Origin of the sequence: Microbacterium saccharophilum (assembly GCF_007992455.1) — a bacterium.
In the GTDB taxonomy this organism is placed as follows: Bacteria; Actinomycetota; Actinomycetes; order Actinomycetales; family Microbacteriaceae; genus Microbacterium; species Microbacterium saccharophilum.
The window spans coordinates 47305-72526 of record NZ_BKAH01000008.1; the positions used below are offsets into that span (position 1 = coordinate 47305).

At 69.6% G+C, this 25222-nt stretch carries 26 protein-coding genes; 19 read left to right on the forward strand and 7 right to left on the reverse strand.

Going from position 1 to position 25222, the window contains the following annotated elements; genetic code table 11:
* Nucleotides 1-7 precede the first annotated feature (7 nt).
* From MSA03_RS09500 to MSA03_RS09530, 7 genes are all read left to right on the forward strand, one after another.
* Nucleotides 8-691, forward strand: coding sequence for a YggS family pyridoxal phosphate-dependent enzyme (locus MSA03_RS09500; protein WP_147050726.1), 684 nt, complete (start codon nucleotides 8-10; stop codon nucleotides 689-691).
* Between the two features lie 30 nt (nucleotides 692-721).
* Nucleotides 722-1177, forward strand: a complete 456-nt coding sequence (locus MSA03_RS09505; RefSeq protein WP_028495880.1) for a cell division protein SepF — start codon at nucleotides 722-724, stop codon at nucleotides 1175-1177.
* 3 nt (nucleotides 1178-1180) lie between these two features.
* Nucleotides 1181-1483, forward strand: a complete 303-nt coding sequence (locus tag MSA03_RS09510) for a YggT family protein (RefSeq protein WP_028495879.1) — start codon at nucleotides 1181-1183, stop codon at nucleotides 1481-1483.
* 108 nt (nucleotides 1484-1591) lie between these two features.
* Nucleotides 1592-2218: a DivIVA domain-containing protein gene (locus MSA03_RS09515; RefSeq protein ID WP_147050728.1), complete on the forward strand. Its 627-nt coding sequence runs from the start codon at nucleotides 1592-1594 to the stop codon at nucleotides 2216-2218.
* A 9-nt stretch (nucleotides 2219-2227) separates the two neighbouring features.
* Complete coding sequence (lspA, locus tag MSA03_RS09520) at nucleotides 2228-2788, forward strand: signal peptidase II (RefSeq protein WP_028495877.1); 561 nt, start codon at nucleotides 2228-2230, stop codon at nucleotides 2786-2788.
* A 1-nt stretch (nucleotide 2789) separates the two neighbouring features.
* Nucleotides 2790-3716, forward strand: a complete 927-nt coding sequence (locus MSA03_RS09525; RefSeq protein ID WP_147050730.1) for an RluA family pseudouridine synthase — start codon at nucleotides 2790-2792, stop codon at nucleotides 3714-3716.
* A 114-nt stretch (nucleotides 3717-3830) separates the two neighbouring features.
* Nucleotides 3831-4280, forward strand: coding sequence for a DinB family protein (locus tag MSA03_RS09530; protein WP_147050732.1), 450 nt, complete (start codon nucleotides 3831-3833; stop codon nucleotides 4278-4280).
* Nucleotides 4281-4427: 147 nt separating this feature from the next.
* On the opposite strand, the gene MSA03_RS09535 is transcribed toward MSA03_RS09530, so the two are convergent.
* Entirely contained in the window at nucleotides 4428-4901 is a 474-nt protein-coding gene (locus tag MSA03_RS09535; RefSeq protein ID WP_147050734.1) for an NUDIX hydrolase, read from the reverse strand.
* A gap of 152 nt (nucleotides 4902-5053) precedes the next feature.
* On the opposite strand from MSA03_RS09535, the gene dnaE reads away from it, so the two are divergent.
* Genes dnaE through MSA03_RS09560 form a run of 5 tightly spaced genes read left to right on the forward strand, consistent with a single transcriptional unit; the run spans nucleotide 5054 to nucleotide 12491 of the window.
* The gene (dnaE, locus tag MSA03_RS09540; protein WP_244946393.1) at nucleotides 5054-8524 is read left to right on the forward strand and encodes a DNA polymerase III subunit alpha; all 3471 of its coding nucleotides are present in this window, start codon (nucleotides 5054-5056) and stop codon (nucleotides 8522-8524) included.
* 48 nt (nucleotides 8525-8572) lie between these two features.
* Nucleotides 8573-9598 carry a hypothetical protein gene (locus MSA03_RS09545; RefSeq protein ID WP_147050737.1) on the forward strand — a complete coding sequence of 342 codons (1026 nt, stop codon included), beginning with the start codon at nucleotides 8573-8575 and terminating at the stop codon, nucleotides 9596-9598.
* Nucleotides 9599-9630: 32 nt separating this feature from the next.
* Nucleotides 9631-10932 (forward strand): histidinol dehydrogenase, encoded by a 1302-nt coding sequence (gene hisD / locus MSA03_RS09550; RefSeq protein WP_147050739.1) that lies wholly within the window; start codon nucleotides 9631-9633, stop codon nucleotides 10930-10932.
* A gap of 12 nt (nucleotides 10933-10944) precedes the next feature.
* Nucleotides 10945-11418 (forward strand): transcriptional regulator NrdR, encoded by a 474-nt coding sequence (gene nrdR, locus MSA03_RS09555; protein ID WP_147050741.1) that lies wholly within the window; start codon nucleotides 10945-10947, stop codon nucleotides 11416-11418.
* Nucleotides 11419-11468: 50 nt separating this feature from the next.
* Complete coding sequence (locus MSA03_RS09560) at nucleotides 11469-12491, forward strand: quinone-dependent dihydroorotate dehydrogenase (protein WP_147050743.1); 1023 nt, start codon at nucleotides 11469-11471, stop codon at nucleotides 12489-12491.
* Nucleotides 12492-12510: 19 nt separating this feature from the next.
* Here MSA03_RS09560 and MSA03_RS09565 read toward each other — a convergent pair whose 3' ends face one another.
* Nucleotides 12511-13080: a DUF3043 domain-containing protein gene (locus tag MSA03_RS09565; protein WP_147050745.1), complete on the reverse strand. Its 570-nt coding sequence runs from the start codon at nucleotides 13078-13080 to the stop codon at nucleotides 12511-12513.
* A 48-nt stretch (nucleotides 13081-13128) separates the two neighbouring features.
* Here MSA03_RS09565 and MSA03_RS09570 point away from each other — a divergent pair, with 48 nt between their 5' ends.
* The 6 genes from MSA03_RS09570 (at nucleotide 13129) to MSA03_RS09595 (ending at nucleotide 18999) form a co-directional block, all read left to right on the forward strand.
* A complete protein-coding gene (locus MSA03_RS09570; protein ID WP_147050747.1) occupies nucleotides 13129-14523 on the forward strand; it encodes a dipeptidase in 1395 nt (464 codons plus the stop codon).
* 95 nt (nucleotides 14524-14618) lie between these two features.
* Nucleotides 14619-14984: an iron-sulfur cluster insertion protein ErpA gene (gene erpA, locus MSA03_RS09575; RefSeq protein ID WP_028495867.1), complete on the forward strand. Its 366-nt coding sequence runs from the start codon at nucleotides 14619-14621 to the stop codon at nucleotides 14982-14984.
* 117 nt (nucleotides 14985-15101) lie between these two features.
* Nucleotides 15102-15992, forward strand: coding sequence for an aa3-type cytochrome oxidase subunit II (gene ctaC / locus MSA03_RS09580; RefSeq protein ID WP_028495866.1), 891 nt, complete (start codon nucleotides 15102-15104; stop codon nucleotides 15990-15992).
* Nucleotides 15992-17755 carry an aa3-type cytochrome oxidase subunit I gene (gene ctaD, locus MSA03_RS09585; RefSeq protein WP_147050748.1) on the forward strand — a complete coding sequence of 588 codons (1764 nt, stop codon included), beginning with the start codon at nucleotides 15992-15994 and terminating at the stop codon, nucleotides 17753-17755. Before ctaC ends, ctaD begins: the two co-directional genes overlap by 1 nt.
* Entirely contained in the window at nucleotides 17756-18190 is a 435-nt protein-coding gene (locus MSA03_RS09590; protein ID WP_028495864.1) for a cytochrome c oxidase subunit 4, read from the forward strand.
* Entirely contained in the window at nucleotides 18103-18999 is an 897-nt protein-coding gene (locus tag MSA03_RS09595) for a PP2C family protein-serine/threonine phosphatase (protein WP_244946388.1), read from the forward strand. The genes MSA03_RS09590 and MSA03_RS09595 overlap by 88 nt, the downstream gene beginning before the upstream one ends.
* 43 nt (nucleotides 19000-19042) lie before the next feature.
* Here MSA03_RS09595 and MSA03_RS09600 read toward each other — a convergent pair whose 3' ends face one another.
* The 5 genes from MSA03_RS09600 to ctaE all read right to left on the reverse strand — a co-directional run bounded on the left by MSA03_RS09600 (nucleotide 19043) and on the right by ctaE (nucleotide 23953).
* Entirely contained in the window at nucleotides 19043-19468 is a 426-nt protein-coding gene (locus tag MSA03_RS09600) for a rhodanese-like domain-containing protein (RefSeq protein WP_147050750.1), read from the reverse strand.
* Nucleotides 19469-19546: 78 nt separating this feature from the next.
* Nucleotides 19547-21364, reverse strand: coding sequence for a cytochrome bc1 complex cytochrome b subunit (qcrB, locus tag MSA03_RS09605; protein ID WP_028495861.1), 1818 nt, complete (start codon nucleotides 21362-21364; stop codon nucleotides 19547-19549).
* Nucleotides 21361-22449 (reverse strand): cytochrome bc1 complex Rieske iron-sulfur subunit, encoded by a 1089-nt coding sequence (gene qcrA / locus MSA03_RS09610; protein ID WP_147050752.1) that lies wholly within the window; start codon nucleotides 22447-22449, stop codon nucleotides 21361-21363. The genes qcrB and qcrA overlap by 4 nt, the downstream gene beginning before the upstream one ends.
* 36 nt (nucleotides 22450-22485) lie before the next feature.
* On the reverse strand, nucleotides 22486-23286 hold the full coding sequence (gene qcrC / locus MSA03_RS09615) for a cytochrome bc1 complex diheme cytochrome c subunit (protein ID WP_028495859.1): 801 nt from the start codon (nucleotides 23284-23286) through the stop codon (nucleotides 22486-22488).
* A gap of 22 nt (nucleotides 23287-23308) precedes the next feature.
* The gene (gene ctaE, locus MSA03_RS09620) at nucleotides 23309-23953 is read right to left on the reverse strand and encodes an aa3-type cytochrome oxidase subunit III (protein WP_036272310.1); all 645 of its coding nucleotides are present in this window, start codon (nucleotides 23951-23953) and stop codon (nucleotides 23309-23311) included.
* 122 nt (nucleotides 23954-24075) lie between these two features.
* On the opposite strand from ctaE, the gene trpD reads away from it, so the two are divergent.
* Nucleotides 24076-25137, forward strand: a complete 1062-nt coding sequence (gene trpD / locus MSA03_RS09625; protein WP_147050754.1) for an anthranilate phosphoribosyltransferase — start codon at nucleotides 24076-24078, stop codon at nucleotides 25135-25137.
* Nucleotides 25138-25222: the final 85 nt, after the last annotated feature.

Sequence of the window (25222 nt, forward strand, 5' to 3'; positions counted from 1 at the left end):
CGAGCCCGTGGACCTCGCGGAGCGTCTCGCCGACGTCGACGCCCGCATCGCCAGCGCGATGCGGGCGTCGCGGCGCGCTCCGGAGACGGTGACGCGCATCGTCGTGACGAAGTTCCACCCGCCAACCCTCATCGAGAGCCTCTACGCACTGGGTGTCCGCGACCTGGGGGAGAACCGGCAGCAGGAGCTCACCGCCAAGCACGAGGCGCTGGCGGGCCTGCCCGGCCTCCGCTGGCATTTCATCGGCCAGGGGCAGACGAACAAGGCGCGCGCGATCCGCGCGGCCGCGGATGCCGTCCATTCGGTCGACCGCGCCAAGCTCGCCGACGCGCTGCATGCGGCCGCGCCCGACGCGGCACCCCTCGACGTGCTGCTGCAGGTCAACCTCACGGGCGACCCGGGCCGCGGGGGCACGCAGCCGGCCGACCTGCCCGCCCTGGCCGGACACGTCGCCGAAGCCTGCCCCTCGCTGCGCGTGCGGGGCGTCATGGCCGTCGCGCCGCTCGGTGAGGATCCCGCGCCGGCATTCGCCCGCCTGGCCGACGCCGCCGCCGTCGTCCGCGCCGTGGTCCCCGACGCCGACTGGATCTCCGCCGGCATGACCGGCGACTTCGAGGCGGCCATCGCTGCCGGTGCGACACACCTGCGGATCGGCTCCGCAATCACGGGTCCGAGGCCCGTCCACGGTTAACCTCAAGACAGACAGCAAACGGAGGATGCGATGTCGAACCCGCTCAAGAAGACCATGGTGTACCTGGGCCTCGCCGACGAGGAGGAAGCCTACGACGAGCCCGTCGCCGAGACGCCGAACCGTCGCGAACGCTCCGTCGAGAAGGCAGCCCCTGTGACCCCGATCCACCGCCCCACGGTCGTCCGCCAGCCGACGGCCGGCACGGTCAGCGAGATCCTCACGGTGCACCCCAAGCAGTACCGGGATGCGCAGATCATCGCGGAGAACTTCCGCGACGGCATCCCCGTGATCATCAACCTCTCGCAGATGAGCGACGCCGACGCGCGCCGGCTCATCGACTTCGCGAGCGGACTGTCGCTGGGCCTCTACGGCCGTATCGAGCGCGTGACCAGCAAGGTCTTCCTGCTTTCGCCCGAGAACGTCGCCGTCTCCGGCGACGGGGCCGTCGCGCAGGCCGACCCCGAGGCTGCGCCCTTCTCGAACTAAGTCGTGGAGCTCGTCCGGCTGATCGCCCAGATCGCCAACGTCCTGCTGCTCGTCTACATCCTTCTGCTGCTCGCGCGGCTGATCATGGAGTACATCCCGCTGTTCAACCGCGAGTGGCGCCCCCGCGGGTTCGGGCTCGTGCTGGCGGAGATCGTGTACACGGTCACCGACCCGCCGATCAAGCTCTTCCGCCGCCTCATCCCTCCGCTGCGTCTCGGCGTCATCGCCATCGATCTCGGGTTCCCGCTGACGATGCTGCTGTGCTTCATCCTGCTCTCCGTCGTCCGCACGATCGCCCAGATGTGACGTTCTCGCGACCGTGTGGCGCGCGGTCTATGCTGGGGGAGTACGGCTCGCGGCACGCGGGCCACCCCTGAATCGGCCCGAGTTCGGGCCCCGATAAGAGGAAACACCATGGCTTTGACCCCCGAAGACGTCGTGACCAAGCAGTTTCAGCACGTCCGGTTCAAGGAAGGGTTCGACCCGGATGAGGTCGACGACTTCCTCGACGAGATCGTCGTCGAATGGCGCAAGACGATCGCCGAGAACGAGGAGCTGAAGGCCAAGCTCGCCGCGTACGAGTCCGGCTCCACGCCGGCTCCCGCCGCCGAGGCTCCGCAGGAGCAGGCCGAGGAGACGCCCGTCGTCGAGGAGGAGGCGCCGGCCCCCGTCGCCGCCGTCGAGACCCCCGCGCCGGCTCCGGCCGCCTCCGCCGCTCCCGCCGCCGCATCGGCCGGCATCATCGAGCTGGCCCAGCGCCTGCACGACGAGCACGTCGCCGAGGGTCTCGCGCAGAAGGAGAAGCTCATCTCCGAGGCTGAGGGCAAGGCGGCGTCGATCGTCGCCGAGGCCGAGGCCCGCGCCCGCGACGAGGTCGCCCGACTCGAGGGCGAGCGCGCCAAGCTCGAGGGTCGCATCACCGAGCTCCGCCAGTTCGAGCGCGACTACCGCACCCAGCTGCGCAACCTGATCGAGGAGAAGCTCCGCGAGCTCGATGTCGCGGGCACGGGTTCGGGCGCCACGCCGATCTCCGCCTCCTAGGCCTCGCCTTTGACAGGCAAGGCCCCCCTGCGTGCTGCGGCGGCCGGCACCATCATCGCGTTCCTCGCGGTGCTGGTGCTGGCCGCCGATCAGTTCAGCAAGCATCTCGCGCTCGAGAACCTGCCCTACCAGGAGCGGGTCCCCGTGGTCGGCGACTTTCTGCAGTTCTACCTGACCCGCAACCCCGGCGCCGCGTTCTCGCTCGGCGAGGGCGTGACCTGGGTCTTCACGATCATCCTCGCCGCGGCAGCCGTCACGATCGTCGTCCTGGCCGTCCGGCAGGTCCGGTCGCGCTGGTGGGCCGTCGTCCTGGGGCTCTTGCTCGGCGGCATCCTCGGCAACCTCACGGACCGGCTCCTGCGCGAGCCGGGCTTCCCGACCGGGCACGTGGTCGACTTCATCCACACGCCCTGGATGATGCCCGCGATCTACAACGTCGCCGACATCTTCATCGTCTCGATGATGATCACGGTCGCCCTCCTCGTCCTGCTGGGGCTGCACCTCGACGGCACCCGGGAGCGCCGCAGCGCGGCGCACGGCGAGGATGCCGTCACGTCCGCGGACGCCTGACATGGATTCGCGCAGCCTCCCCGTCCCGGACGGCCTCGACGGCGTCCGCGTGGACGCCGCCCTCGCCAAGCTCCTCGGGTTTTCCCGCACCTTCGCGGCCGAGGTCGCCGAGGCCGGCGGCGTGACGCTGGACGGGCGCTCGCTCGGCAAGTCCGACAAGCTCGCAGCCGGCGGCTGGCTCGTGGTGACCTGGCAGGCTCGGCGCGAGCCGGAGATCGTGCCGATCGCCGTCCCCGACCTCGGGATCGTGTACGACGACGACGACATCGTCGTCGTCGACAAGCCGGCCGGGGTCGCCGCGCACCCCTCCGTCGGCTGGGAGGGTCCCACCGTGCTCGGTGCGCTCGCGGCCGCCGGATTCCGGATCGCCACGACCGGCGCCGCCGAGCGCCAGGGCGTCGTGCACCGACTCGACGTCGGCACGAGCGGGCTCATGGTCGTCGCGAAGAGCGAGCGGGCGTACACGGCACTCAAGCGCGCGTTCAAGGAGCGCGAGGTGGACAAGATCTACCACGCCGTCGTGCAGGGGCACCCCGACCCGCTGGCCGGCACCATCGACGCGCCGATCGGCCGGCATCCCACGCACTCGTGGAAGTTCGCGGTCACGCCCACGGGCAAGGACTCCGTCACGCATTACGAGACGATCGAGGCGTTTCCCGGAGCCTCGCTCCTGGAGATCCACCTCGAGACCGGGCGCACGCATCAGATCCGCGTGCACATGGCCGCGCACCGTCATCCGTGCGCGGGCGACCCGCTGTACGGCGCGGACCCCACCCTGTCGGCGCGCCTGGGTCTCACCCGCCAGTGGCTGCACGCCCATGAGCTGTCCTTCGCGCACCCCACGACGACGGACTGGGTGACCTTCACGTCGGACTACCCGGCCGACCTCGCCCACGCCCTCGACGTCCTCCGCGGCGACCAGGACTGAGCGCCGGTCTCCGCGACGACGGCGGCCTCTGGCATCCTGTCGGCATGACGATCGGCATACGGCCGGCTCCGTGCTGAACGGGTACCCGCGCGTGCTCATGCGAAAGGACCTCCGATGACCGCGACCTCTGTGCTCGGCCGGCGTTTCGCCCGCGCGAACCTCCTCTGGCTCGATCTCCTGAGCGCCCTCACCGCCGCGCAGCTCGCGGCGCGCCTGCCGGGACTGCCGTCGAATCCGATCGGCGAGCAGCTCTGGTGCGTCCTCGGGGCGCGGGAGAGTTACCCGCGCGCGGCCCGGGCGGGCAGCTGGCAGGGCTTCACGAGTCCCGTCACCCACGAGCAGACCACGGATGCCGTGGTGCTCCGCGCCGCACTGGAGTCCACCGCGGCCGACGTCGCGGAGTGGCTCGACACCGTCGACTCCGACGATGACTGGCAATACGCGCTCGCGCTCCTGGAGCACGAGACGCAGCACCACGGCCAGCTCATCCGCTACCTGTACGGGCTCGAGATCCCTCGTCCGGCATCGTGGCAGCAGCAGTACGCGCTCGACGAGCAGTTCTAGCCCACGCCATCCCTCAGCGCGGGTTCAGGCGATCCGCCGGAGTCAGGCGGATCCCGCGGCGATGTGCCTGAGCCGGGCTGATCGCCTGATCGCGGCAGACGGGGGCGGCGACGGGCGCGGCGACGGGCGCGGCGCGGCGCGCGGCGTTCAGCGGCCGCCGCGGAAGGTCGCCGGGTCGTCCTCCGCGATCGCCAGCGCCACGAGACGCACCTGCTCGGGTGCGAGCTCGCCGAGCTCGCCGAGACCGAACCAGCCGACCTCGGTGAGCTCGCCGTCGGCCGGGTGCGGGTCGCCGGAGACCCACGTGCACCGGAACACGAGGTCGAGGTAGTCGGCCTGGTCGCCGTTGGCGTACGTGATGCGCGGCACCTGGTGCACGAGCGCGAGCCGCTCGACGCGCACGACGACCCCCGCCTCCTCGAGGCACTCGCGGGCAGCGGCGTCGGCAGGCTCCTCGCCGGGATCGACGATCCCGGACACGCACCGCCACTCGCCGTTGTCGGCGCGCTTGCCGAGCAGCACCTTCTCGTCGCGGAAGACGACGGCGGTCGTGCCGACCAGGGGGAGCGGGGCGGTGCCGATCTTCTCGCGCAGCGCCAGGACGAATTCGGGAGTGGCCATTCGTCCAGGCTAGAGGCTTGACCTTCAACTCAAGGGTGAAGCGACCTGCCGCCGGCACGGCCTGCCCGGACCGGGGATGTCGGGAGTCTTCGTAGACTCGACGGGTGGCATCCGACTCCTTCGTACACCTGCACGTGCACAGCGAGTACTCGATGCTCGACGGGGCTGCGCGCATCGGTCCGATGGTGCAGGAGGCGGCCCGGCAGGGCATGCCCGCCATCGCCGTGACCGACCACGGCAACACCTTCGCGGCGTTCGAGTTCTACAAGACGGCGAAGGATGCCGGCATCAAGCCGATCATCGGCATCGAGGCCTACGTCACCCCCGGCACGCACCGCAGCGACAAGTCGCGCGTGCGATGGGGGAGCCCGGACCAGAACAGCGACGACGTGTCGGGGTCAGGCGCCTACACCCACATGACGCTCCTGTCGGAGACGACGGAGGGGATGCACAACCTCTTCCGGCTCTCCAGCAAGGCGTCGATCGAGGGGTACTATTTCAAGCCCCGCATGGACCGCGAGCTGCTGCAGCAGTACTCCAAGGGACTCATCGCGACGACCGGCTGCCCCTCCGGCGAGGTCCAGACCCGCCTGCGCCTCGGCCAGTACGACGCCGCGCGTGCCGCGGCGGCGGAGTTCCAGGACATCTTCGGCAAGGAGAACTACTTCGCCGAGATCATGGACCACGGGCTGTCCATCGAGCGCCGGGTCATGACCGACCTGCACCGCATCGCGAAGGACCTCTCGATCCCGCTCGTCGCGACCAACGACCTGCATTACACGCACCAGCACGACTCGACGAGCCACGCCGCCCTCCTGTGCGTGCAGTCCGGTTCGACGCTCGACGACCCCAACCGGTTCAAGTTCGACGGGGACGGCTACTACGTCAAGACACCGGCCGAGATGCGCCAGATCTTCCGCGACCACGAGATCGCATGCGACAACACGCTCCTCATCGCGGAGCGCTGCGACGTCGAGTTCAACACGTCGGCCAACTACATGCCGCGCTACCCCGTCCCCGACGGCGAGACCGAGGAGAGCTGGTTCGTCAAGGAGGTCGAGAAGGGGCTGCGGTACCGCTACCCGCACGGCATCCCTGACGAGGTGCGCCGGCAGGCGGAGTACGAGACCGGCGTCATCGTCCAGATGGGCTTCCCGGGGTACTTCCTCGTCGTCGCCGACTTCATCAACTGGGCGAAGGATCACGGCATCCGCGTCGGTCCTGGCCGCGGTTCCGGCGCCGGCTCCATGGCCGCGTACGCCATGCGGATCACCGATCTCGACCCGCTGCGCCACGGCCTCATCTTCGAGCGCTTCCTCAACCCCGACCGCGTCTCGATGCCCGACTTCGACGTCGACTTCGACGACCGCCGCCGCGGCGAGGTCATCCAGTACGTCACCGAGAAGTACGGCGACGAGCGTGTCGCACAGATCGTGACCTACGGCACCATCAAGGCCAAGCAGGCGCTGAAGGATGCCGGCCGCGTGCTCGGCTTCCCGTTCAGCATGGGCGAGAAGCTCACGAAGGCGATGCCCCCGGCCGTCATGGGCAAGGACATGCCGCTGGAGGGCATGTTCGACCCGAAGCACCCGCGCTACAAGGAGGCCAGCGAGTTCCGCGCTGTCATCGAGACCGACCCGGAGGCGAAGACCGTCTTCGACACCGCGGTGGGCCTGGAGAACCTGAAGCGCCAGTGGGGCGTGCACGCGGCCGGCGTCATCATGTCCTCGGAGCCGCTGATCGACATCATCCCGATCATGAAGCGGGAGCAGGACGGCCAGATCGTCACGCAGTTCGACTACCCGTCGTGCGAGTCCCTCGGTCTCATCAAGATGGACTTCCTGGGGCTGCGGAACCTCACGATCATCGACGACGCGCTGGACAACATCGCTGCCAACCGCGGCGAGAAGCTGGTCCTGGAGGATCTGACCCTCGACGACCAGGCGGCGTACGACCTGCTGGCCCGCGGCGACACGCTCGGCGTCTTCCAGCTCGACGGCGGGCCCATGCGCTCGCTCCTGCGCCTGCTGAAGCCGGACAACTTCGAGGACATCTCCGCCGTCATCGCCCTGTACCGTCCGGGCCCGATGGGTGCGAACTCGCACATCAACTACGCGATGCGCAAGAACGGCCAGCAGGAGATCACCCCGATCCACCCCGAGTTCGAGGAGTCGCTCAGCGAGATCCTGAGCACCAGCTACGGCCTCATCATCTACCAGGAGCAGGTGATGGCCATCGCGCAGAAGGTGGCCGGGTTCAGCCTCGGCCAGGCCGACATCCTGCGCCGCGCGATGGGCAAGAAGAAGAAGTCCGAGCTGGACAAGCAGTTCGAGGGCTTCCAGGCCGGCATGCGCGCCAACGGGTACTCCGACGGCGCGGTGGAGAAGCTGTGGGAGATCCTCCTGCCCTTCTCCGACTACGCGTTCAACAAGGCGCACTCCGCCGCGTACGGTCTCGTGTCGTACTGGACCGCGTACCTGAAGGCGCACTACCCCGCGGAGTACATGGCCGCGCTCCTCACGAGCGTCGGCGACGCGAAGGACAAGCTCGCCGTGTACCTCAACGAGTGCCGGCGCATGGGCATCCGCGTCCTCCCGCCCGACGTGGGGGAGTCGATCCGGTACTTCGCGGCCGTCGGCGAGGACATCCGCTTCGGGCTCGGCGCGATCCGCAACGTCGGCGCGAACGTCGTCGACGGGATCGTGCAGGCGCGCCAGGACGATTCGTTCGTGAGCTTCCACGACTTCCTCACGAAGGTGCCGATCCACGTCGCGAACAAGCGCACCGTCGAGTCGCTCATCAAGGCGGGAGCCTTCGATTCGCTGGGGTCCACCCGCCGCGCGCTCATGGAGATCCACGAGGACGCCACCGAGGCGGCCGTGGACACGAAGCGCAAGGCCGCCACCGGCGCCATCGGGTTCGACTTCGACAGCCTCTACGACGAGGCCGAGGAGATCATGCCGGCCAAAGTGCCGGACCGCCCGGAGTGGACCAAGAAGGACAAGCTCGCCTTCGAGCGGGAGATGCTCGGCCTATACGTCTCCGATCATCCGCTCGCGGGTCTCGAGATCCCCCTCGCCAAGCACGCCAGCACCTCGATCCACGATCTGCTGGCCTCCGACGACGTGCAGGACGGCGATCAGGTCACCGTCGCCGGGCTCGTCACGAGCGTGCAGCATCGGGTCGCGAAGCAGAGCGGCAACCCGTACGGCATGATCACGATCGAGGACTTCGACGGCGAGGTCACCGTCATGTTCATGGGCAAGACGTACGCCGAGTTCCAGTCGCTGCTGGTATCGGATGCCATCCTCGTCGTCCGGGGACGGGTGTCGCGCCGCGACGACGGGCTGAACCTCCATGGGCAGACGGCGTTCGTCCCCGACCTCGGCGCCGTCGACGCGTCCGGTCCGCTCGTCCTGCTCATGCCGGAGCATCGCGCCACGGAGACGATGATCGAGCAGCTCGCCGAGGTGCTCGGACGCCACCGGGGCTCCACCGAGGTCGCGCTCAAGCTGCACAAGGGCGGCACGGCGAAGGTGTTCGAGGTGCCCCTGCCGGTCTCGGTGAGCGTCGACCTGTACGGCGAGCTGAAGGGCCTTCTCGGGCCGCAGTGCCTGGGGTGAGGCGGGTAGGATCGCAGACGCCCGTTGAACGGCCCCGGAAGGATCATCGTGAACGACGAGAAGCCCACCCCCGACAGCATCCACGAGACGGCGGCGACCCCGTCCTTCGGAGGGCGCTCCGCGGACGACACCGCGTCGGATGCCGGGACGGTCGCGCCCGCGGCCGACAGCCCCGCTGACGACCACCCCACCGGCCCCTACGGCGTCGGGCCCTTCTCCCTCCGCGAGGTCGCGCTCGGCGGCGTGTGGCTGCTCGCCTTCATCGTCTCCTTCTTCCCGATCTACGGTCCCATCGGGTCGGGGGTGACCGTGTGGGGCGCCGGCATCGACTGGGTCCTCACGATCGGCGTGCCCTCGGTCGCCGTCTTCCTCCTCGCACTGCGCCGCCTCTCGCCGGACGGCATCCGCCGCGTCGGCTCGCTGGGAATCGATCAGTTCGCCTCCGTCGCGTTCTCGGTCTCCGCGGTCGTCTGGCTCAGCATCCTGTGGAGCGCGTTCGTCTCGCTGGCCGGCTCGCGCGTCTTCGTCGCGACCTGGGTCGTGTGGGTGGAGTTCTTCCTCATGCTCGCGGGCGTCGTCCTGACGGTGTTCGCCCCGATCCTCCCGACCCTCGGCGACGACTTCCGCGGCCGCACCGAGATCGTCGCGCACCGCGTCGCCCGTCCGACGCGCTCCGTGGTCCCGCGCCCCGCCCGGCCCGCACGCCCGGAGCGGCCCGAACCGCGAGGATCTGAGGATGCGGCTGTGCCCGCGTTCGTCGCGCCGGCGCAGGACGCTCCCGTCGATCAGCCCGCGGACGCATCATGGCCGGACGCGAACGAGCCGGCGGACCCCACCGCGGTGCTCTTCCAGGAGCCGCAGCCCGACGACGCGCAGCCCGCCGCGCACCAGGCGTTCTGGGCGCTCTCCCCGGTCGAGCGCGACGTCGTCGACGAGCTCGGGATGCCGCTGTTCACGGTGGGCCCCACCGCCTGGGCGCTCGTCATCGAGGACCGCGGCGACACCTTCGTGGTCCGCCACGAGGACGGTCGCGTCGGCTACCTGCACGACACGTCGGGCGTGACGCGCGGCTGAGCGTCCCGGTCGCGCACCGGTAGTCTGGAGTGATGCTCCGCACGATCGATCTGCGCGGCCGCGCCCTCACTCCGGCCGAGCTGCTGGCCGCCGTGCCGCGCGCCACCGCCGCGCGTGACGAGGCCCTCACGACCGCCGCCCGCATCGTGCATGACGTCGCGGCGCGGGGCGAGGAATCGCTGCGCGAGCAGGCGGAGCAGTTCGACGGGGTCGCCGGCCACGACATCCGCGTCCCGGACGCGCACCTGGACGAGGCGCTCGCGGGGCTCGATCCCGACGTCCGCCGTGCCCTCGAGGAGGCGATCCGTCGCGTGCGGCTCGCGTCGGCCGCCCAGGTGCCGCCGCCGGTCGTCACCGACCTCGGCCCCGGCGCGCGCGTCGAGCAGCACTGGGTGCCCGTCCGCCGGGTCGGCGTCTACGTCCCCGGCGGCAAGGCGGTCTACCCGTCGAGCGTCGTCATGAACGTCGTCCCCGCGCAGGTCGCCGGGGTGACGCAGGTGGCGCTCGCCTCGCCGCCGCAGCGCGAGCACGGGGGACGCGTGCACCCCGTCATCCTCGCCGCCGCGCGTCTCCTCGGCATCGCCGAGGTCTACGCGATGGGCGGCGCGGGCGCGATCGGCGCCTACGCCTACGGTGTGCCGTCGCTGGGCCTGGCGCCGGTCGACGTCATCTCCGGGCCGGGCAACAACTTCGTCGCCCTCGCCAAGCGCGTCGTGGCCGGCATGGTCGGCACCGACTCCGAAGCCGGCGCCACCGAGATCCTCATCGTCGCCGACGACTCGGCCGATCCCGCGCTCGTCTCCGCCGACCTCATCAGCCAGGCGGAGCATGACGAGCAGGCCGCCGCCGTCCTCGTCACGACTTCCGCGCGGCTGGCCGAGGCGGTCCAGGCCGATGTCGCGGTGCGCGCGCCGGCCACCCTGCACGCCGCCCGGATCGCGCAGGCGCTCAGCGGCCCGCAGTCCGCGATCGTCCTCGTCGACGATCTCGCCGTCGCCACGGCATTCAGCAACGCCTACGCGCCCGAGCACCTCGAGCTCCACCTCGCCGAGCCGCGCGTCGCCGACTTCGTCAACGCGGGCGCGATCTTCGTCGGCGACCACTCGCCGGTGAGCCTCGGCGACTACCTCGCCGGGAGCAACCACGTGCTGCCCACCGGCGGGCAGGCCCGCTACGCCGCCGGACTGTCGGCATCCACGTTCCTCCGCCCGCAGCAGGTGATCGCGTACGATCGTGCGGCGCTGGCGGCGGTGCGCGAGGACATCGTCGCGCTCGCCACCGCCGAGGTGCTGCCCGCGCACGGCGAGGCCGTCACCGCACGGTTCGACGCGTAGGCTGGAGCCGCCATGCACTGCCCCTTCTGCCGTCACTCCGATTCGCGCGTCATCGACTCCCGGACCAGCGACGACGGCCTCAGCATCCGTCGCCGTCGGCAGTGCCCGGAGTGCGGCGGACGATTCTCGACGATCGAGACCGCGAGCCTGAACGTCATCAAGCGCTCCGGCGTCATCGAGCCGTTCAGCCGGGAGAAGGTCATGTCCGGGGTCCGCAAGGCCTGTCAGGGTCGCCCCGTGACGGAGGCGGACCTCGCGGTCCTCGCGCAGGCGGTCGAAGAGGCCGTGCGGCAGACCGGCTCGTCGCAGATCGACACGAACGAGATCGGCCTCGCGATCCTCGGCCCCCTCCGCGACCTCGACGAGGTCGCCTACCTGCGCTTCGCGAGCGTCTACCAGGCGTTCGACTCGCTGGAGGATTTCGAGGCCTCGATCTCGCAGCTGCGCGCCGATCACGTCGCGCGCGCCGTCGACGGCGATTCATAAACCCGGGACGCGGGCAGGACGGCACGCCCCGTGACCGTAGGCTGGACGCGATGTATCCCTTCGTCTTCCGCCACGTGTTCACCCGCATGGACCCCGAGACGGCGCACCACGCCGCGATGCTCGTGATCCGCGCCCTGGGGGTCTGGCCGCTCCGGCCGCTCGTGCGCGCCATGACCCGCCCCGACACGCGGCTGCGCACCGAGGCGCTCGGCCTCGTCTTCGACTCGCCGTTCGGGATCGCGGCCGGATTCGACAAGGACGCGACCGCCACGGCCGGGATCTACGCGCTCGGCTTCGGGCACGTCGAGGTCGGCACCGTCACGGCCATCCCGCAGGACGGCAACCCCCGTCCGCGGCTGTTCCGGTTCGTCGCCGACCGGGCACTGGTCAACCGGATGGGCTTCAACAACGCGGGGGCGGCGGCCGCCGCAGCACGCCTGCGGACGGCGCGTCGCCGCGCGGGCACTCTCGTCCTCGGCGCGAACATCGGCAAGAGCCGCGTCGTCGACGTCGCGGCGGCGACCGAGGACTACGTCGCGAGCACGCGGGAGGTCGCGGCCGTCGCGGACTACCTCGTCGTCAACGTCTCCTCGCCCAACACCCCCGGTCTCCGTGGACTGCAGGCCGTGGAGACCCTCCGGCCTCTGCTGACCGCCGTGCGGGATGCCGCGGGCACGACGCCGCTCCTGGTGAAGATCGCGCCCGACCTCGCCGACGACGAGGTGGACGCGATCGCGCGCCTCGCCGTCGACCTGGGACTGGCCGGCCTCGTTGCGACGAACACGACGATCTCCCGTGCCGGACTGACCACGCCGGCCGAGACGGTGGATGCCGCCGGCGCGGGCGGGCTGTCCGGCGCGCCGCTGCGCGCCCGCGCCCTCGAGGTGCTCCGGATCGTCCGGGCCGCCGTGCCGGCGGAGTTCTGCATCATCGCGGCCGGCGGAGTCGAGACCGCCGACGACGTCCGCGAGCGTCTCGCCGCGGGCGCCACGATCGTGCAGGGCTACACCGGGTTCATCTACCGCGGCCCGTTCTGGGCGCGGCAGATCAACCGCGAGCTCGCGAAGCGCTGACGCCGGACCGGCGCGGGCCTCAGGCGGGGTGCTGACCGCGCTTGACCTGCGGCTTCGGCAGCCGCATGAAGCGCATCTGCACGCTGCGCATCGCCGAGTACCAGCCGAGGCCCTTCTCCACGCGGTCCGCGCCGAACTTCGCCTTCGCGAGCTTCTTCACGCGGATGCTGGTGATGATCATGTCGCCGACGGCGAAGAGGATGAACACCCAGAGGGCCACGAACGCGTAGTAGGTGACGGCTGCGTTGGGCACGAGGCTCAGCAGGATCACGACGACCATGAGCGGCATGAGCAGCTCGCCGAGGTGCCAGCCGGAGTCGACGAAGTCACGGGCGAAGCGGCGCTGCGGGCCGCGGTCGCGCAGCGGCAGATACTTCTCGTCACCGTTCGCCATGCCGATCCGCGCCTTCTCGCGCTTGGCCGCGAGCTCCGCCTTGGCGCGTGCCTTGGCTTCCTTCGTGTCGGCGACGAGCGGGCGCTTGCGGGCTGCCTCACGCTCGGCGCGCGTCGGCGTGGGCCGGTTCTTGCCGGGGCCGGAGGTCGCGTCCGACTCGGCGTCGGATGCGGGGACGGAAGGTGTCTTGGCCACGGGTGGGGTCCTCGGTTCGCGGGAAACGTGCCCTCTAAGATTACCCGCATGACTTCCGACCTGTCCCGCCGTGACGCCGTCCGCGACGCCGCGCTCTCCGCCGTGCCCGCCGCCCTCGCAGATCTGGGCACGCTCGTGCGCATCCCGTCGATCGCGTTCCCCGGGTTCGACCGGGCCGAGGTGCAGCGCAGCGCGGAGGCCGTGAAGGGGCTGCTCGACGGACTCGGCATCTTCGACGCCGTCCAGATCAAGACGGCGACGATCCCCGCGACCGGGAACCCCGGCATGCCGGCGGTCCTCGCCACGCGCGCCGCGCGGGGCGGCAAGCCCACGATCCTCCTGTACGCCCACCACGACGTGCAGCCCGTCGGCGACGAGGCGCTGTGGGAGACGCCGCCGTTCGAGCCGACCGTCCGCGACGGCCGCCTCTACGGGCGCGGCTCGGCCGACGACAAGGCGGGCGTGATGGCGCACGTCGGCGCCCTCCGCGCCCTCGTCGAGGCCCTCGGCGCCGACTTCGACCTCGGCGTGAACCTCTTCATCGAGGGGGAGGAGGAGGCCGGCTCCGCGTCCTTCGCGCAGTTCCTCCGCGACAATGCCGAGGCGCTCCGCGCCGATGTGATCGTCGTGGCCGATTCCGGCAACTGGGATGCCGTCACTCCGGCCCTCACCGTCTCGCTGCGCGGCAACGCGCGATTCACGCTGACCGTGCGGACGCTGGACCACGCCTCCCACTCCGGAATGTTCGGGGGAGCGGTCCCGGACGCCATGATGGCGACCGTCAAGCTCCTGGCGACCCTGTGGGACGACGACGGCGCCGTCGCGGTGGAGGGGCTCACCGAGCGCGACGCGGAGACCCCCGACTACACCGAGGAGACGCTGCGCAGCGAGGCGGGCCTGCCCGAGGGCGTGAGTCCTGTCGGGCGCGGCACCATCCTGAGCCGCATCTGGAACAAGCCGTCCATCACGGTGACCGGCATCGACGCCCCTTCGGTCCGCAACGCCTCGAACACCCTCAGCCCCGAGATCTCCGTCGTCATCAGCGCGCGGATCGCGCCGGGACAGAGCGCGAAGGACGCCTACGCCGCCCTGGAGGCCCATCTGCGGGCACATGCGCCGTTCGGGGCCGCGCTGGAGTTCACCGACGTCGACCTCGGCGACGCCTTCCTCGTCGACACGAGCGGCGCCGCCGTCGCGCAGGCGCGGGACGCGCTGGCGGAGGGCTACGGCGTCGATCCCGTCGACATCGGGGTTGGCGGCTCCATCCCGTTCATCGCCGACCTCGTCCGCGAGTTCCCCGCCGCGCAGATCCTCGTGACGGGTGTCGAAGACCCGCACGCCCGGGCGCACAGCCCGAACGAGTCGCTGCACCTGGACACGTTCCGCCGTGCGCTCGTGTCCGAGGCCCTGCTGCTGGAGAGCCTCGACGCGTCGACGCTCTGACGCGCGCCGTCGCCCAGCGCGGGCCCGGGCGCGTGCGGGCGGCGTAGAATCATGGCATCCAGCCGTCTGACAACGGCCCGAAACCTGGGAGCGCCATGACCGACATCGCCACGACCCCCGTCGAGACCACGCCGGCACACGGTGTCGGCCTCACCGCCGCCGCCGCCGCGAAGGTGAAGAGCCTGCTCGAGCAGGAGAACCGCGACGACCTGCGACTGCGCGTCGCCGTGCAGCCGGGTGGATGCTCGGGCCTGATCTACCAGCTCTACTTCGATGAGCGGTACCTCGACGGCGACGCCACGGTCGACTTCGACGGCGTCGAGGTCATCGTCGACGACATGTCCGTCCCGTACCTCGACGGCGCGTCGATCGACTTCAAGGACACGATCTCGGAGCAGGGTTTCACGATCGACAACCCCAACGCGGCGGGCAGCTGCGCCTGCGGCGACAGCTTCCACTGATCGCGCCGGAAAAACCGCGTCGGGCGACCCCCGACATCCTGGACGGTTGGCCTGGATCGGGTGAGAGGTTGCCCTAGACTGGCATCGATCGACCTTCATGACCCCGAAAGGTGAACCGTGCGCGCCAAACGCCGACTCCGCTGGGCCGTCATCCCGATGGGGGTTGCCTCCGCCATCGCGCTTGCAGGCTGCACCCCGTCCGAGCTGAACGGCTACCTCCCCGGCTTCCAGGAGGACGGCTCTCAGGCCACCAACCACACGGCCATGGTGTCGGGGCTGTGGGTGAACTCGTGGATCGTGCTGCTCGCCGTCGGCGTGATCACGTGGGCGCTCATGGGGTTCGCGGCCATCGCCTATCGCCGCCGGAAGGGCCAGTCGGGCCTTCCCGTGCAGATGCGGTACAACATGCCGATCGAGATCTTCTACACGGTCGTCCCGCTCATCCTCGTGCTCGGCTTCTTCGCCTTCACCGCGCGCGACCAGGCGGTCCTCGAGACCCAGTACGACGACCCGGATGTCTGCATCACGGCGATCGGCAAGCAGTGGGCCTGGGACTTCCAGTACACGGAGAGCGACTGCGAAGAGGCCGACGACGCGGTCTGGACGATGGGTGTCCAGGCGCAGACCGACGCGCAGGGCAACGTCACGACCGATCTGCCGACCCTGGTCCTTCCGGTCGACAAGGAAGTCAAGATCAAGCTCCAGTCGCGCGACGTCATCCACTCCTTCTGGATCATCGACTTCCTCTACAAGAAGGACATGTACATCGGGCGGGACAACTACTGGTCCTTCACGCCCACGCGCGAGGGTGAGTACGCGGGCAAGTGCGCCGAGCTGTGCGGCCAGTACCACTCGATGATGCTGTTCAACGTCAACGTCGTCTCCGACGCCGAATACCAGGACTACCTGGAGTCGCTGCGCGACGCCGGCCAGACCGGTGACATCAACGACGCCTACGACCGGCTGCAGAACCTGCCCGGCACCGGCGCATCCGAGGGAGAGAACTGATGGCTACCACGGTTCCGCTGCAAGCCGACACCCAGAGCCGCCCGACGACCCTGCCCCCGCGGCAGGCCGCACTGCTCAGCGCGTCCCGCGTTGACCAGAAGGGCAACCTGATCGTCAAGTGGATCACCTCCACCGACCACAAGACGATCGGGTACATGTACCTCATCGCGTCGGTGCTGTTCTTCCTCCTCGGCGGCGTGATGGCGCTCATCATCCGGGCGGAGCTCTTCGAGCCGGGCATGCAGATCGTCCCGACGAAGGAGCAGTACAACCAGCTCTTCACGATGCACGGCACGATCATGCTGCTGATGTTCGCGACGCCGCTGTTCGCGGGCTTCGCGAACGCCATCCTGCCGCTGCAGATCGGCGCCCCCGACGTCGCGTTCCCGCGCCTGAACGCCTTCGCCTTCTGGCTGTTCCTGTTCGGCTCGCTCATCGCGGTCGCCGGCTTCCTCACCCCGCAGGGTGCGGCCTCGTTCGGCTGGTTCGCGTATCAGCCGCTCGCGAATGCGACGTTCTCACCAGGCGCGGGTGGAAACCTCTGGATGCTGGGTCTCGGCATGAGCGGTTTCGGCACGATCCTCGGCGCCGTGAACTTCATCACGACGATCATCACGATGCGCGCGCCCGGCATGACGATGTGGCGCCTGCCGATCTTCTCCTGGAACACGCTCATCACGAGCATCCTCATCCTCATGGCGTTCCCGGTGCTGGCCGCCGCGATCCTCGCCGCCGCCGCCGACCGCGTGCTCGGTGCGCACATCTACGACCCCGCCAACGGCGGTGTCCTGCTGTGGCAGCACCTGTTCTGGTTCTTCGGGCACCCCGAGGTGTACATCATCGCGCTGCCGTTCTTCGGCATCGTGTCGGAGATCTTCCCGGTGTTCAGCCGGAAGCCGATCTTCGGCTACAAGACCCTCATCTACGCGACCATCGCGATCGCCGCCCTGTCGGTGTCGGTGTGGGCGCACCACATGTACGTCACCGGCGCCGTGCTGCTGCCGTTCTTCGCGCTCATGACGATGCTCATCGCGGTGCCGACGGGTGCGAAGATCTTCAACTGGATCGGCACGCTGTGGCGAGGCTCCGTGACGTTCGAGACGCCCATGGTCTTCGCGCTCGGCTTCCTCGTGTCCTTCGTCTTCGGTGGTCTCACCGGCGTCATCCTCGCTTCGCCGCCGCTGGACTTCCACCTGTCCGACTCGTACTTCGTCGTCGCGCACTTCCACTACGTCGTCTTCGGCACGGTCGTGTTCGCGATGTTCGCCGGCTTCTACTTCTGGTGGCCCAAGTGGACCGGTCGGATGCTCAACGAGCGTCTCGGCTACGTGCACTTCTGGATGCTGTTCATCGGCTTCCACATGACCTTCCTCATCCAGCACTGGCTGGGCGTGGACGGCATGGTCCGCCGCTACGCGGACTACTCCGAGGCTGACGGGTGGACGTGGGGCAACCAGGTCTCCACTGTGGGCGCCATGCTGCTCGGCGCCTCGATGATCCCGTTCCTGTTCAACGTGTGGCTGACCGCCCGCAAGGCGCCGCGGGTCACCGTGAACGACCCGTGGGGCTACGGCGGATCGCTCGAATGGGCGACCTCCTGCCCGCCGCCGCGCCACAACTTCACGTCGATCCCGCGGATCCGCAGCGAGCGTCCCGCGTTCGACCTGAACCACCCCGAGGCCGGCATCCCGGTCGGCGTGGGTCCCGCCAAGGACGCCCCGGATGCACCGGTCGTCGACACCGCCGAGGGAGAGGTCAAGTAAGTGAAGACCAACGTCAACCTCTGGTGGCTGCTGACCGGGTTCTTCCTCCTCGTCGCGGTCGTCTACACGGGGTGGAACATCCTCGCGCACCCCGACCTGCCGTGGCCCAACGCCATCGAGTGGGTCGGCACCGTCGCCCTGCTGTTCACCGCCTTCATGTCGATCCTCATCGGGTTCTACGTCAACCGCGTGCACCGCGCGCAGGGCGGCGAGCTGCCCGAGGACGTCCTGACGGCGGACATCGACGACGGCGACCCGGAGATGGGCGAGTTCAGCCCCTGGTCGTGGTGGCCCATCGTGCTCGCCTCCTCCGCCGCGTTCGGCATGATCGGTCTCTCGGTCGGAACGTGGCTGATGCCGATCAGCATCGCGATCTTCACGGTCGCGATCGTCGGCTGGGTGTTCGAGTACTACCGCGGGTACTTCGCACGCTGAGTCCGTCGCTCTACCGCCTGCGGGCCGGTGTCTCCTCGGACGTCGGCTCGTACCGCGAGGTCAACCAGGACGCGGCGTTCGCCGCGCCCTGGGCGGCCGCCGTCGCGGACGGCGTCGGCGGGGGACCGGCGGGCGACCTGGCCTCCGCGGCGCTCGTGCACCGCCTGGCGGCCGGGAGCCCCCGCTGCGCGGACGCCACCGAACTCGCCGGCCGCATCCGCGCCGCGAACTGGGACCTCGGCGCGCACGTACGCCGCGACCCCGCGCTCGCGGGCATGGCGACGACCTGCACGGGCCTGTGGCTCGCGGCCGGCGGCGCCCTGCTTCTCGCCCACACGGGTGACTCCCGCGCCTACCTCCTCCGGGGCGGCGCGCTCACGCGCCAGACGCGCGACGACTCCTTCGTGCAGGCGCTCATCGACCAGGGGCTCGTGCGTGCCGAGGACGCCTGGTCGCACCCGCGCCGCAACATCATCACGGCGTCGCTGAGCGGCGACGAGCGGGACGTCATCCGGGTGGAGACGCGCGACGCGCTCCTCGGGGACCGCTGGCTGCTCTGCAGCGACGGGGTCACGGACTACGTGCCCGAGCCGGACGTCGCGGCGATCCTCGCGACCACCCCCGACCCCTCCGAGGCGGCCGCGCTCATCGTGGCGCTCGCGCTCGACGCGGCCTCCCGCGACAACGTCACGGCGGTCGTGTGCGACATCGTGGACGGCGCCCCGGATCTCGCGGCGGTGCCGCGCCTGGCGGGCGCCGCGGCAGCCCGATTCGGCGAGGTCGTCGAAGAGGGCCTCGCGACCGCCTGAGCGCCGTCCAGGCGGCGGTTCAGGCCACGGTGCGGGCCGCGGTTCAGGTGACCGGGCCCACGCGCTCCCGGACGACCATCACGAGCGGGTCGAACGTGCGGGGGAGCGGGCCGTCCGCGTTCTCGATGGGCTGTCCCTCGCGCGCCCAGTACTCGAAGCCGCCGATCATCTCGCGGACGCGGTAGCCGAGCTTCGCGAACTCGAGGGCGCCCTTCGTGCCGGCGTTGCACCCCGGACTCCAGCAGTACACGACGACCTCGAGACCGGGGTCGATCTCGGCCGGCGCACGCTCGGCGATCTCGCGGTAGGGCATGTGGATCGCGCCGCGGATGCGGCCCTGATCCCAGGCATCCTGACCGCGCACGTCCACCAGGGCGAACCGCTCGCCGGCCTTCTGGGCGGCGTACACGTCGGAGGCATCCGTCTCGAGCTGGAGCTTGGCGGAGAAGTAGGCGAGCGCATCGGTCATGGCTCTCACGCTAGGCGAACGCGAAAGCGGCGAGGACGACCGTGACGGTCAGTCCTCGCCGCTTTCCTGCCGATGCGGTCAGTCGCCCTTCGTGGGCTTCTTCGTGGTCGGGTCGTCCGAGACGATGATGTTCGACGGACGGTTCGCCGTCTCGGTGTTGTGGCCGTCGTCGATCGGGTGCAGCGGCGCGTCGGGGACTCCGGCACGCTCGTGCGCACCCTGCAGCTCGAGCGCCTCTTCGTCGGCGATGTGGTCGAGCGAGTGGTGCTGGTGGGCCAGCGCCGCCTCGATCTCGCCCTGCGACAGCGGGGTGAGGCGGTCCTCGAAGAACCATCGCGACAGGCTCGCCCGCAGGTTCTCGTGCCAGGGGATGCGTCCCTTGTCGTTGGGGCGCACCACGAGGGGAGCCATCGTCTCGTTCTCGACGAGCTTGACGCGCTCGTACTCGTCGACGGGCTGGTGCACCTCGATGTACTCGCCGCCGGGGAGGCGGACGATGCGACCGGACTCGTAGCCGTGCAGGGCGATCTCGCGATCCTTCTTCTGCAGCGCGAGGCACATGCGCTTCGTGACGAAGTAGGCGATGACGGGGCCGACGATCAGGAGCGCCTGCAGCGTGTGGATGACGCCTTCCATCGTGAGGTGGAAGTGCGTGGCGATGATGTCCGAGGACGCCGCCGCCCACAGGACCGCGTAGAACGTGACGCCGGCGGCACCGATGGCGGTGCGGGTCGCCGCGTTGCGCGGGCGCTGGGCGATGTGGTGCTCGCGCTTGTCGCCCGTGATCCACGCCTCCAGGAAGGGGTAGATCAGGACGGCCACGATGAACAGGCCGATGACCGCGAGCGGCACCAGGATGCCGAACGACCAGGTGCGGTCGAGGAACACGATGTCCCAGTTCGACGGGGCGAGACGCAGGCCGCCGTCGGCGAAGCCGATGTACCAGTCGGGCTGGGTGCCGGCCGATACGGGGGACGGGTCGTACGGACCGTAGTTCCAGATCGGGTTGATCGTGAACAGCGAGGCGATCAGCACGATGACGCCGAACGTGATGAAGAGGAACCCGCCCATCTTCGTCATGTAGATGGGCATCATCGGGTAGCCCACGACGTTGCTGTTCGTGCGGCCGGGGCCGGCGAACTGCGTGTGCTTGTTGATGATCATCAGCATGAGGTGCACGACCAGCAGCGCGACGAGGATCGCCGGCAGCAGGAGGATGTGCAGCGTGTAGAGGCGGCCGACGATGAGCGAGCCGGGGAACTCGCCGCCGAAGAGCAGGAACGAGGTCCAGGTTCCGATCAGGGGGATGCCCTTGACCATGCCGTCGATGATGCGCAGGCCATTGCCGGAGAGCAGGTCGTCGGGGAGGGAGTATCCCGTGAAGCCTTCGGCCATCGCGAGGATGAACATGATGAAGCCGATGACCCAGTTCAGCTCGCGCGGCTTGCGGAACGCGCCCGTGAAGAAGATGCGCAGCATGTGCACGCCGATGCCGGCGACGAAGACGAGCGCGGCCCAGTGGTGGATCTGCCGGACCAGCAGTCCACCGCGGATGTCGAAGGAGATCCGCAGGGTCGATTCGAGCGCCGCGGACATCTCGACACCGCGGAGCGGGATGTACGCGCCGTTGTAGTGCGTCTCGGTCATGGAGGCCTGGAAGAAGAACGTCAGGAACGTACCCGAGAGCAGCACGACGACGAACGCCCACATGGCGATCTCACCCAGCATGAACGACCAGTGGTCGGGGAAGATCTTGCGGCCGAGCTCCTTGACGAAGCCCGAGATGCTCGTGCGCTCGTCGATGTAGTTCGCCGCACCCGCGACGAAGCGGCCGCCGAGCGGCTTCTCGTTCTGGGTCTTGTCAGTTCCTGTCTCAGTGACAGTCGCGGTGCTCAATGGCGCTCCCAGAAGCTCGGGCCGACAGGTTCGGTGAAGTCGCTCTTCGCCACGAGGTAGCCCTCGGCGTCGACGGTGATCGGCAGCTGCGGCAGCGGCCGAGCGGCCGGGCCGAAGATGACGGCGGCGCTGCGCGACACGTCGAACTGCGACTGGTGGCAGGGGCACAGCAGGTGGTGAGTCTGCTGCTCGTAGAGGGCGACGGGGCAGCCGACGTGCGTGCACACCTTGGAGTAGGCGACGATGCCGTCGTAGGCCCAGTCGAGGTTGTTGTGCTCGGCCGGCAGGTCCTCCGGGAGGAGACGCATGAGGAGAACGATGGCCTTGGCCTTCTCCTCGAGGTAGCCCTCGCTGTGACCGAGCTCGGCGAGCGATTCCGGGATGACGTGCACGGCGGAGCCGAGCGTGACGTCCGCGGCACGGATGGGCTCGCCGCTCGGGTCGTGCGCGAGGCGCTCGCCCTCCTTCCACATCGTCTGCTTGAGCAGCGCGACCGGGTCACCGGCGAGGGCTCCCTCCTCGGTCGACTTGTCGCTGTGCGGCGCGAGGCCGCGGAAGAGGGTGATGCCGGGGAGGATCGACGCGGCGACGGCGGCGATGAGGGAACCCCGGATGGCGGTACGCCGGCCGAAGCCGGACTCCTCGTTCGCGTCACGGAACGCCTGCACGGCGCCCTCGCGCGTCGCGTCGCGCCCACGCGTCGCGTGCCGGGGCTCGATGAACTCCTTGTCGGACATGACGGCCTTCGACCAGTGGATCGCGCCGAGTCCGAGTGCCAGCAGGGCCAGGCCGATGCCGAGGCCGATGAAGAGGTTGTTGTTGCGGATGTCGACGATGCGACCGCTCTCGATGGGGAACAGCATGTAGGCGGCGGTCGCCCAGATGCTGCCCGCGAGGGAGAGATAGAACAGGGTGTAGACCGTGCGAACCGCGCGGGTCATCGCCGCGGGGTCCTTGTCCGTCATCCGCGCCCGGTGCGGGGGCAGTCCGGGGTTCTGCACAGGGTCGGGAACCGCTACAGCGAGCCCGGGGGAGGGCTTCCATGAAGCCCTCTCGTGCTCGAGTGCGTCTTCCTCGTGTGCCATGGTGCTCCTCGTCCGTTCCGTACAGTCAGTGATCGATCAGTTCGACTTCGCCGTGATCCACACGGTGATGCCGATGAGTGTGCCGATGCCGAAGATCCAGATGAACAGACCCTCGGAGACCGGGCCGAGCGAACCGAGCGAGAAGCCCCCCGCGGACTCGTTCTCCTGCAGGAAGAGCAGCGCGGAGATGATGTCGCGCTTCTCCTCCGTGGAGAGGTTCAGGTCGTTGAAGACGGGCATGTTCTGCGGGCCGGTGACCATCGCCGCGTACATGTGCAGCGGGCTGGTCTCGGTCAGCGCCGGGGCGTACTTGCCCTCGGTGAGGGCACCGCCGGCCGCGGCCACGTTGTGGCACATGGCGCAGTTGATGCGGAAGAGCTCGGCGCCGTTGGCGACGTCCCCCTCGCCGTCGAGCACTTCGTCGTCCGGGTAGGTCGGGCCGGGGGCCACGGACTGCACCCACGCGGCCATGGCCTCGATCTGCTCCTGCGTGAACTGGACCGGCTTCTGCGGGGCCTGCGGGCCCTGCATCTGCAGCGGCATGCGGCCGGTGGCCACCTGGAACTCGACCGCGAGCTCGCCGACGCCGAACAGCGACGGGCCGTCGTTCGTGCCCTCGAGGTTGAGGCCGTGACAGGTGGCGCAGTTGGCCTGGAACAGCTTCTTGCCGTCGTCGACGGTGAGCTGGGTCGCCGCGGTGGGCGTCTCGGTCGCAGCCATGGCTGCCGACGCGCCGGCGTAGACGCCGCCGGTGACCAGCAGGCCGATCCCGATGAGGGCGGCCGTGGCCCACTTGCTGCGGCGTCCGGACGAGCGACGCGGGGTCTTCGATGCCATGGGAAGTTTCAGCTCCGCTCTGTCACTTGACGAAGTAGATGACGAAGAAAAGGACGATCCAGACGACGTCGACGAAGTGCCAGTAGTACGACACGACGATCGAGGTGGTCATCTCCTTGCGTCCGAAGTTCTTGACCGCGAAGGCGCGGCCGATGACCAGGAGCATGGCGATGAGTCCGCCGGTGACATGCAGGGCGTGGAAGCCGGTGGTGATGTAGAAGGCCGACGCGTACGAGTCCGCGCTGATCGGCATCCCCTCAGCGACGAGCGTGGCGTACTCCCACACCTGACCGGAGACGAACACGGCGCCCATGATGAAGCTGAGGAAGAACCACTCGACCATGCCCCACTGGCGGAACTGCCAGAACGAGCCCTTGCGGTACGGCTGGAACCGCTCGGCCGCGAACACGCCCGCCTGGGCCGTGAACGAGGACAGCACGAGGATGACGGTGTTCACCGCGGCGAACGGGATGTTCAGCAGCTCGGTGCGATCCGCCCACAGCTCCGGCGAGGAGTTGCGAAGGGTGAAGTAGATGGCGAAAAGGCCCGCGAAGAACATGACTTCGCTGCCGAGCCACACGATGGTTCCGACCGCGACCGGGTCCGGCCGCTTGACGGACCGCAAGGCCTGGGGATACGTCGCTGAAGAGGTCGTCACGCACCCCATTATGGCTGATATCGCCGCCAGGTTTTCGCATCCCTGAAGGTGATGTCGAGATTCCATGCGGTTAGGGGACCCTAAGAACCGGCCGGGAATGCGCCGGAAGTGTGCCGATAGGATCGGTGTCCATGGTGGAGCTCTACTCGTGGCCCGAGATTCTCACGTCGATCCTCGATCGGCGGGACCTCAGCGTGTCCGAATCGACGTGGGCGATGCGGAAGGTGATGACCGGCGAGGCGACCCCTTCCCAGCTCGCCGGATTCCTGCTCGCGCTGCGCGCCAAGGGGGAGACGGTCGATGAGATCGTGGGCTTCCGCGACGCCATCCTGGAGGCCGCCCTCCCGCTTCCCGTGCCCGCCGAGGTCCTCGACATCGTGGGGACCGGAGGCGACCGGTTCGGCACCGTCAACATCTCCACGATGTCCGCGATCGTCGCCGCCGCGAGCGGCATCCCCGTCGTCAAGCACGGGAACAAGGCGGCCAGCTCCGCGTCCGGCTCGTCCGACGTCCTCGGTGCTCTGGGGATCGATCTGACGCTCAGCCCCGAGCGCGTCGCCGAGGTGCTCGGCGAGGTCGGCATCACGTTCGCGTTCGCCTCGGCGTTCCACCCGGGCTTCCGGCACGCCGGTCCCACGCGTGCCGAGCTCGGCGTCCCCACCGTCTTCAACTTCCTCGGACCGCTGTGCAACCCGGCGCGCGCCGAAGCGAACGCGGTCGGCGTCGCGAGCCTGGACCGCGTGCCCCTCATCACGGGCGTGTTCCGCACGCGCGGCGCCACGGCGCTCGTCTTCCGCGGCGATGACGGGCTGGACGAGCTGACCACGACCGGGCACAGCCGCGTGTGGGAGATCAGCCGCGGCGACGTCCACGAACACGACCTCGACCCGCGGGACATCGGCATCCCGCTCGCCGACATCGGCGACCTGCTCGGCGGCGACGCGGCGCACAACGCCGCCATCGTGCATCGGGTCCTGCAGGGCGAGCCCGGCGCGGTGCGCGACATCGTGCTGCTGAACGCCGCCGCGGGCATCGTGTCGTATCGGCTCTTCCAGGATGCCGGGCAGGTGCAGCGTCCCATCGTCGAGCGTCTCGCGGAAGCACGCGACGCGGCGGCGGAGACCATCGACTCCGGCGCCGCGGCCGCGAAGCTCGACGCCTGGGTGCAGGCGACGGCCGGTTCCGCGACCTGACGCCTCCCGCGTCGGGCGGGGATTTGCACGGCCGCGCCCCCTGGCCCGGTGGGCGCCGTGTTCGCTACCGTGAGGGCACAACGAA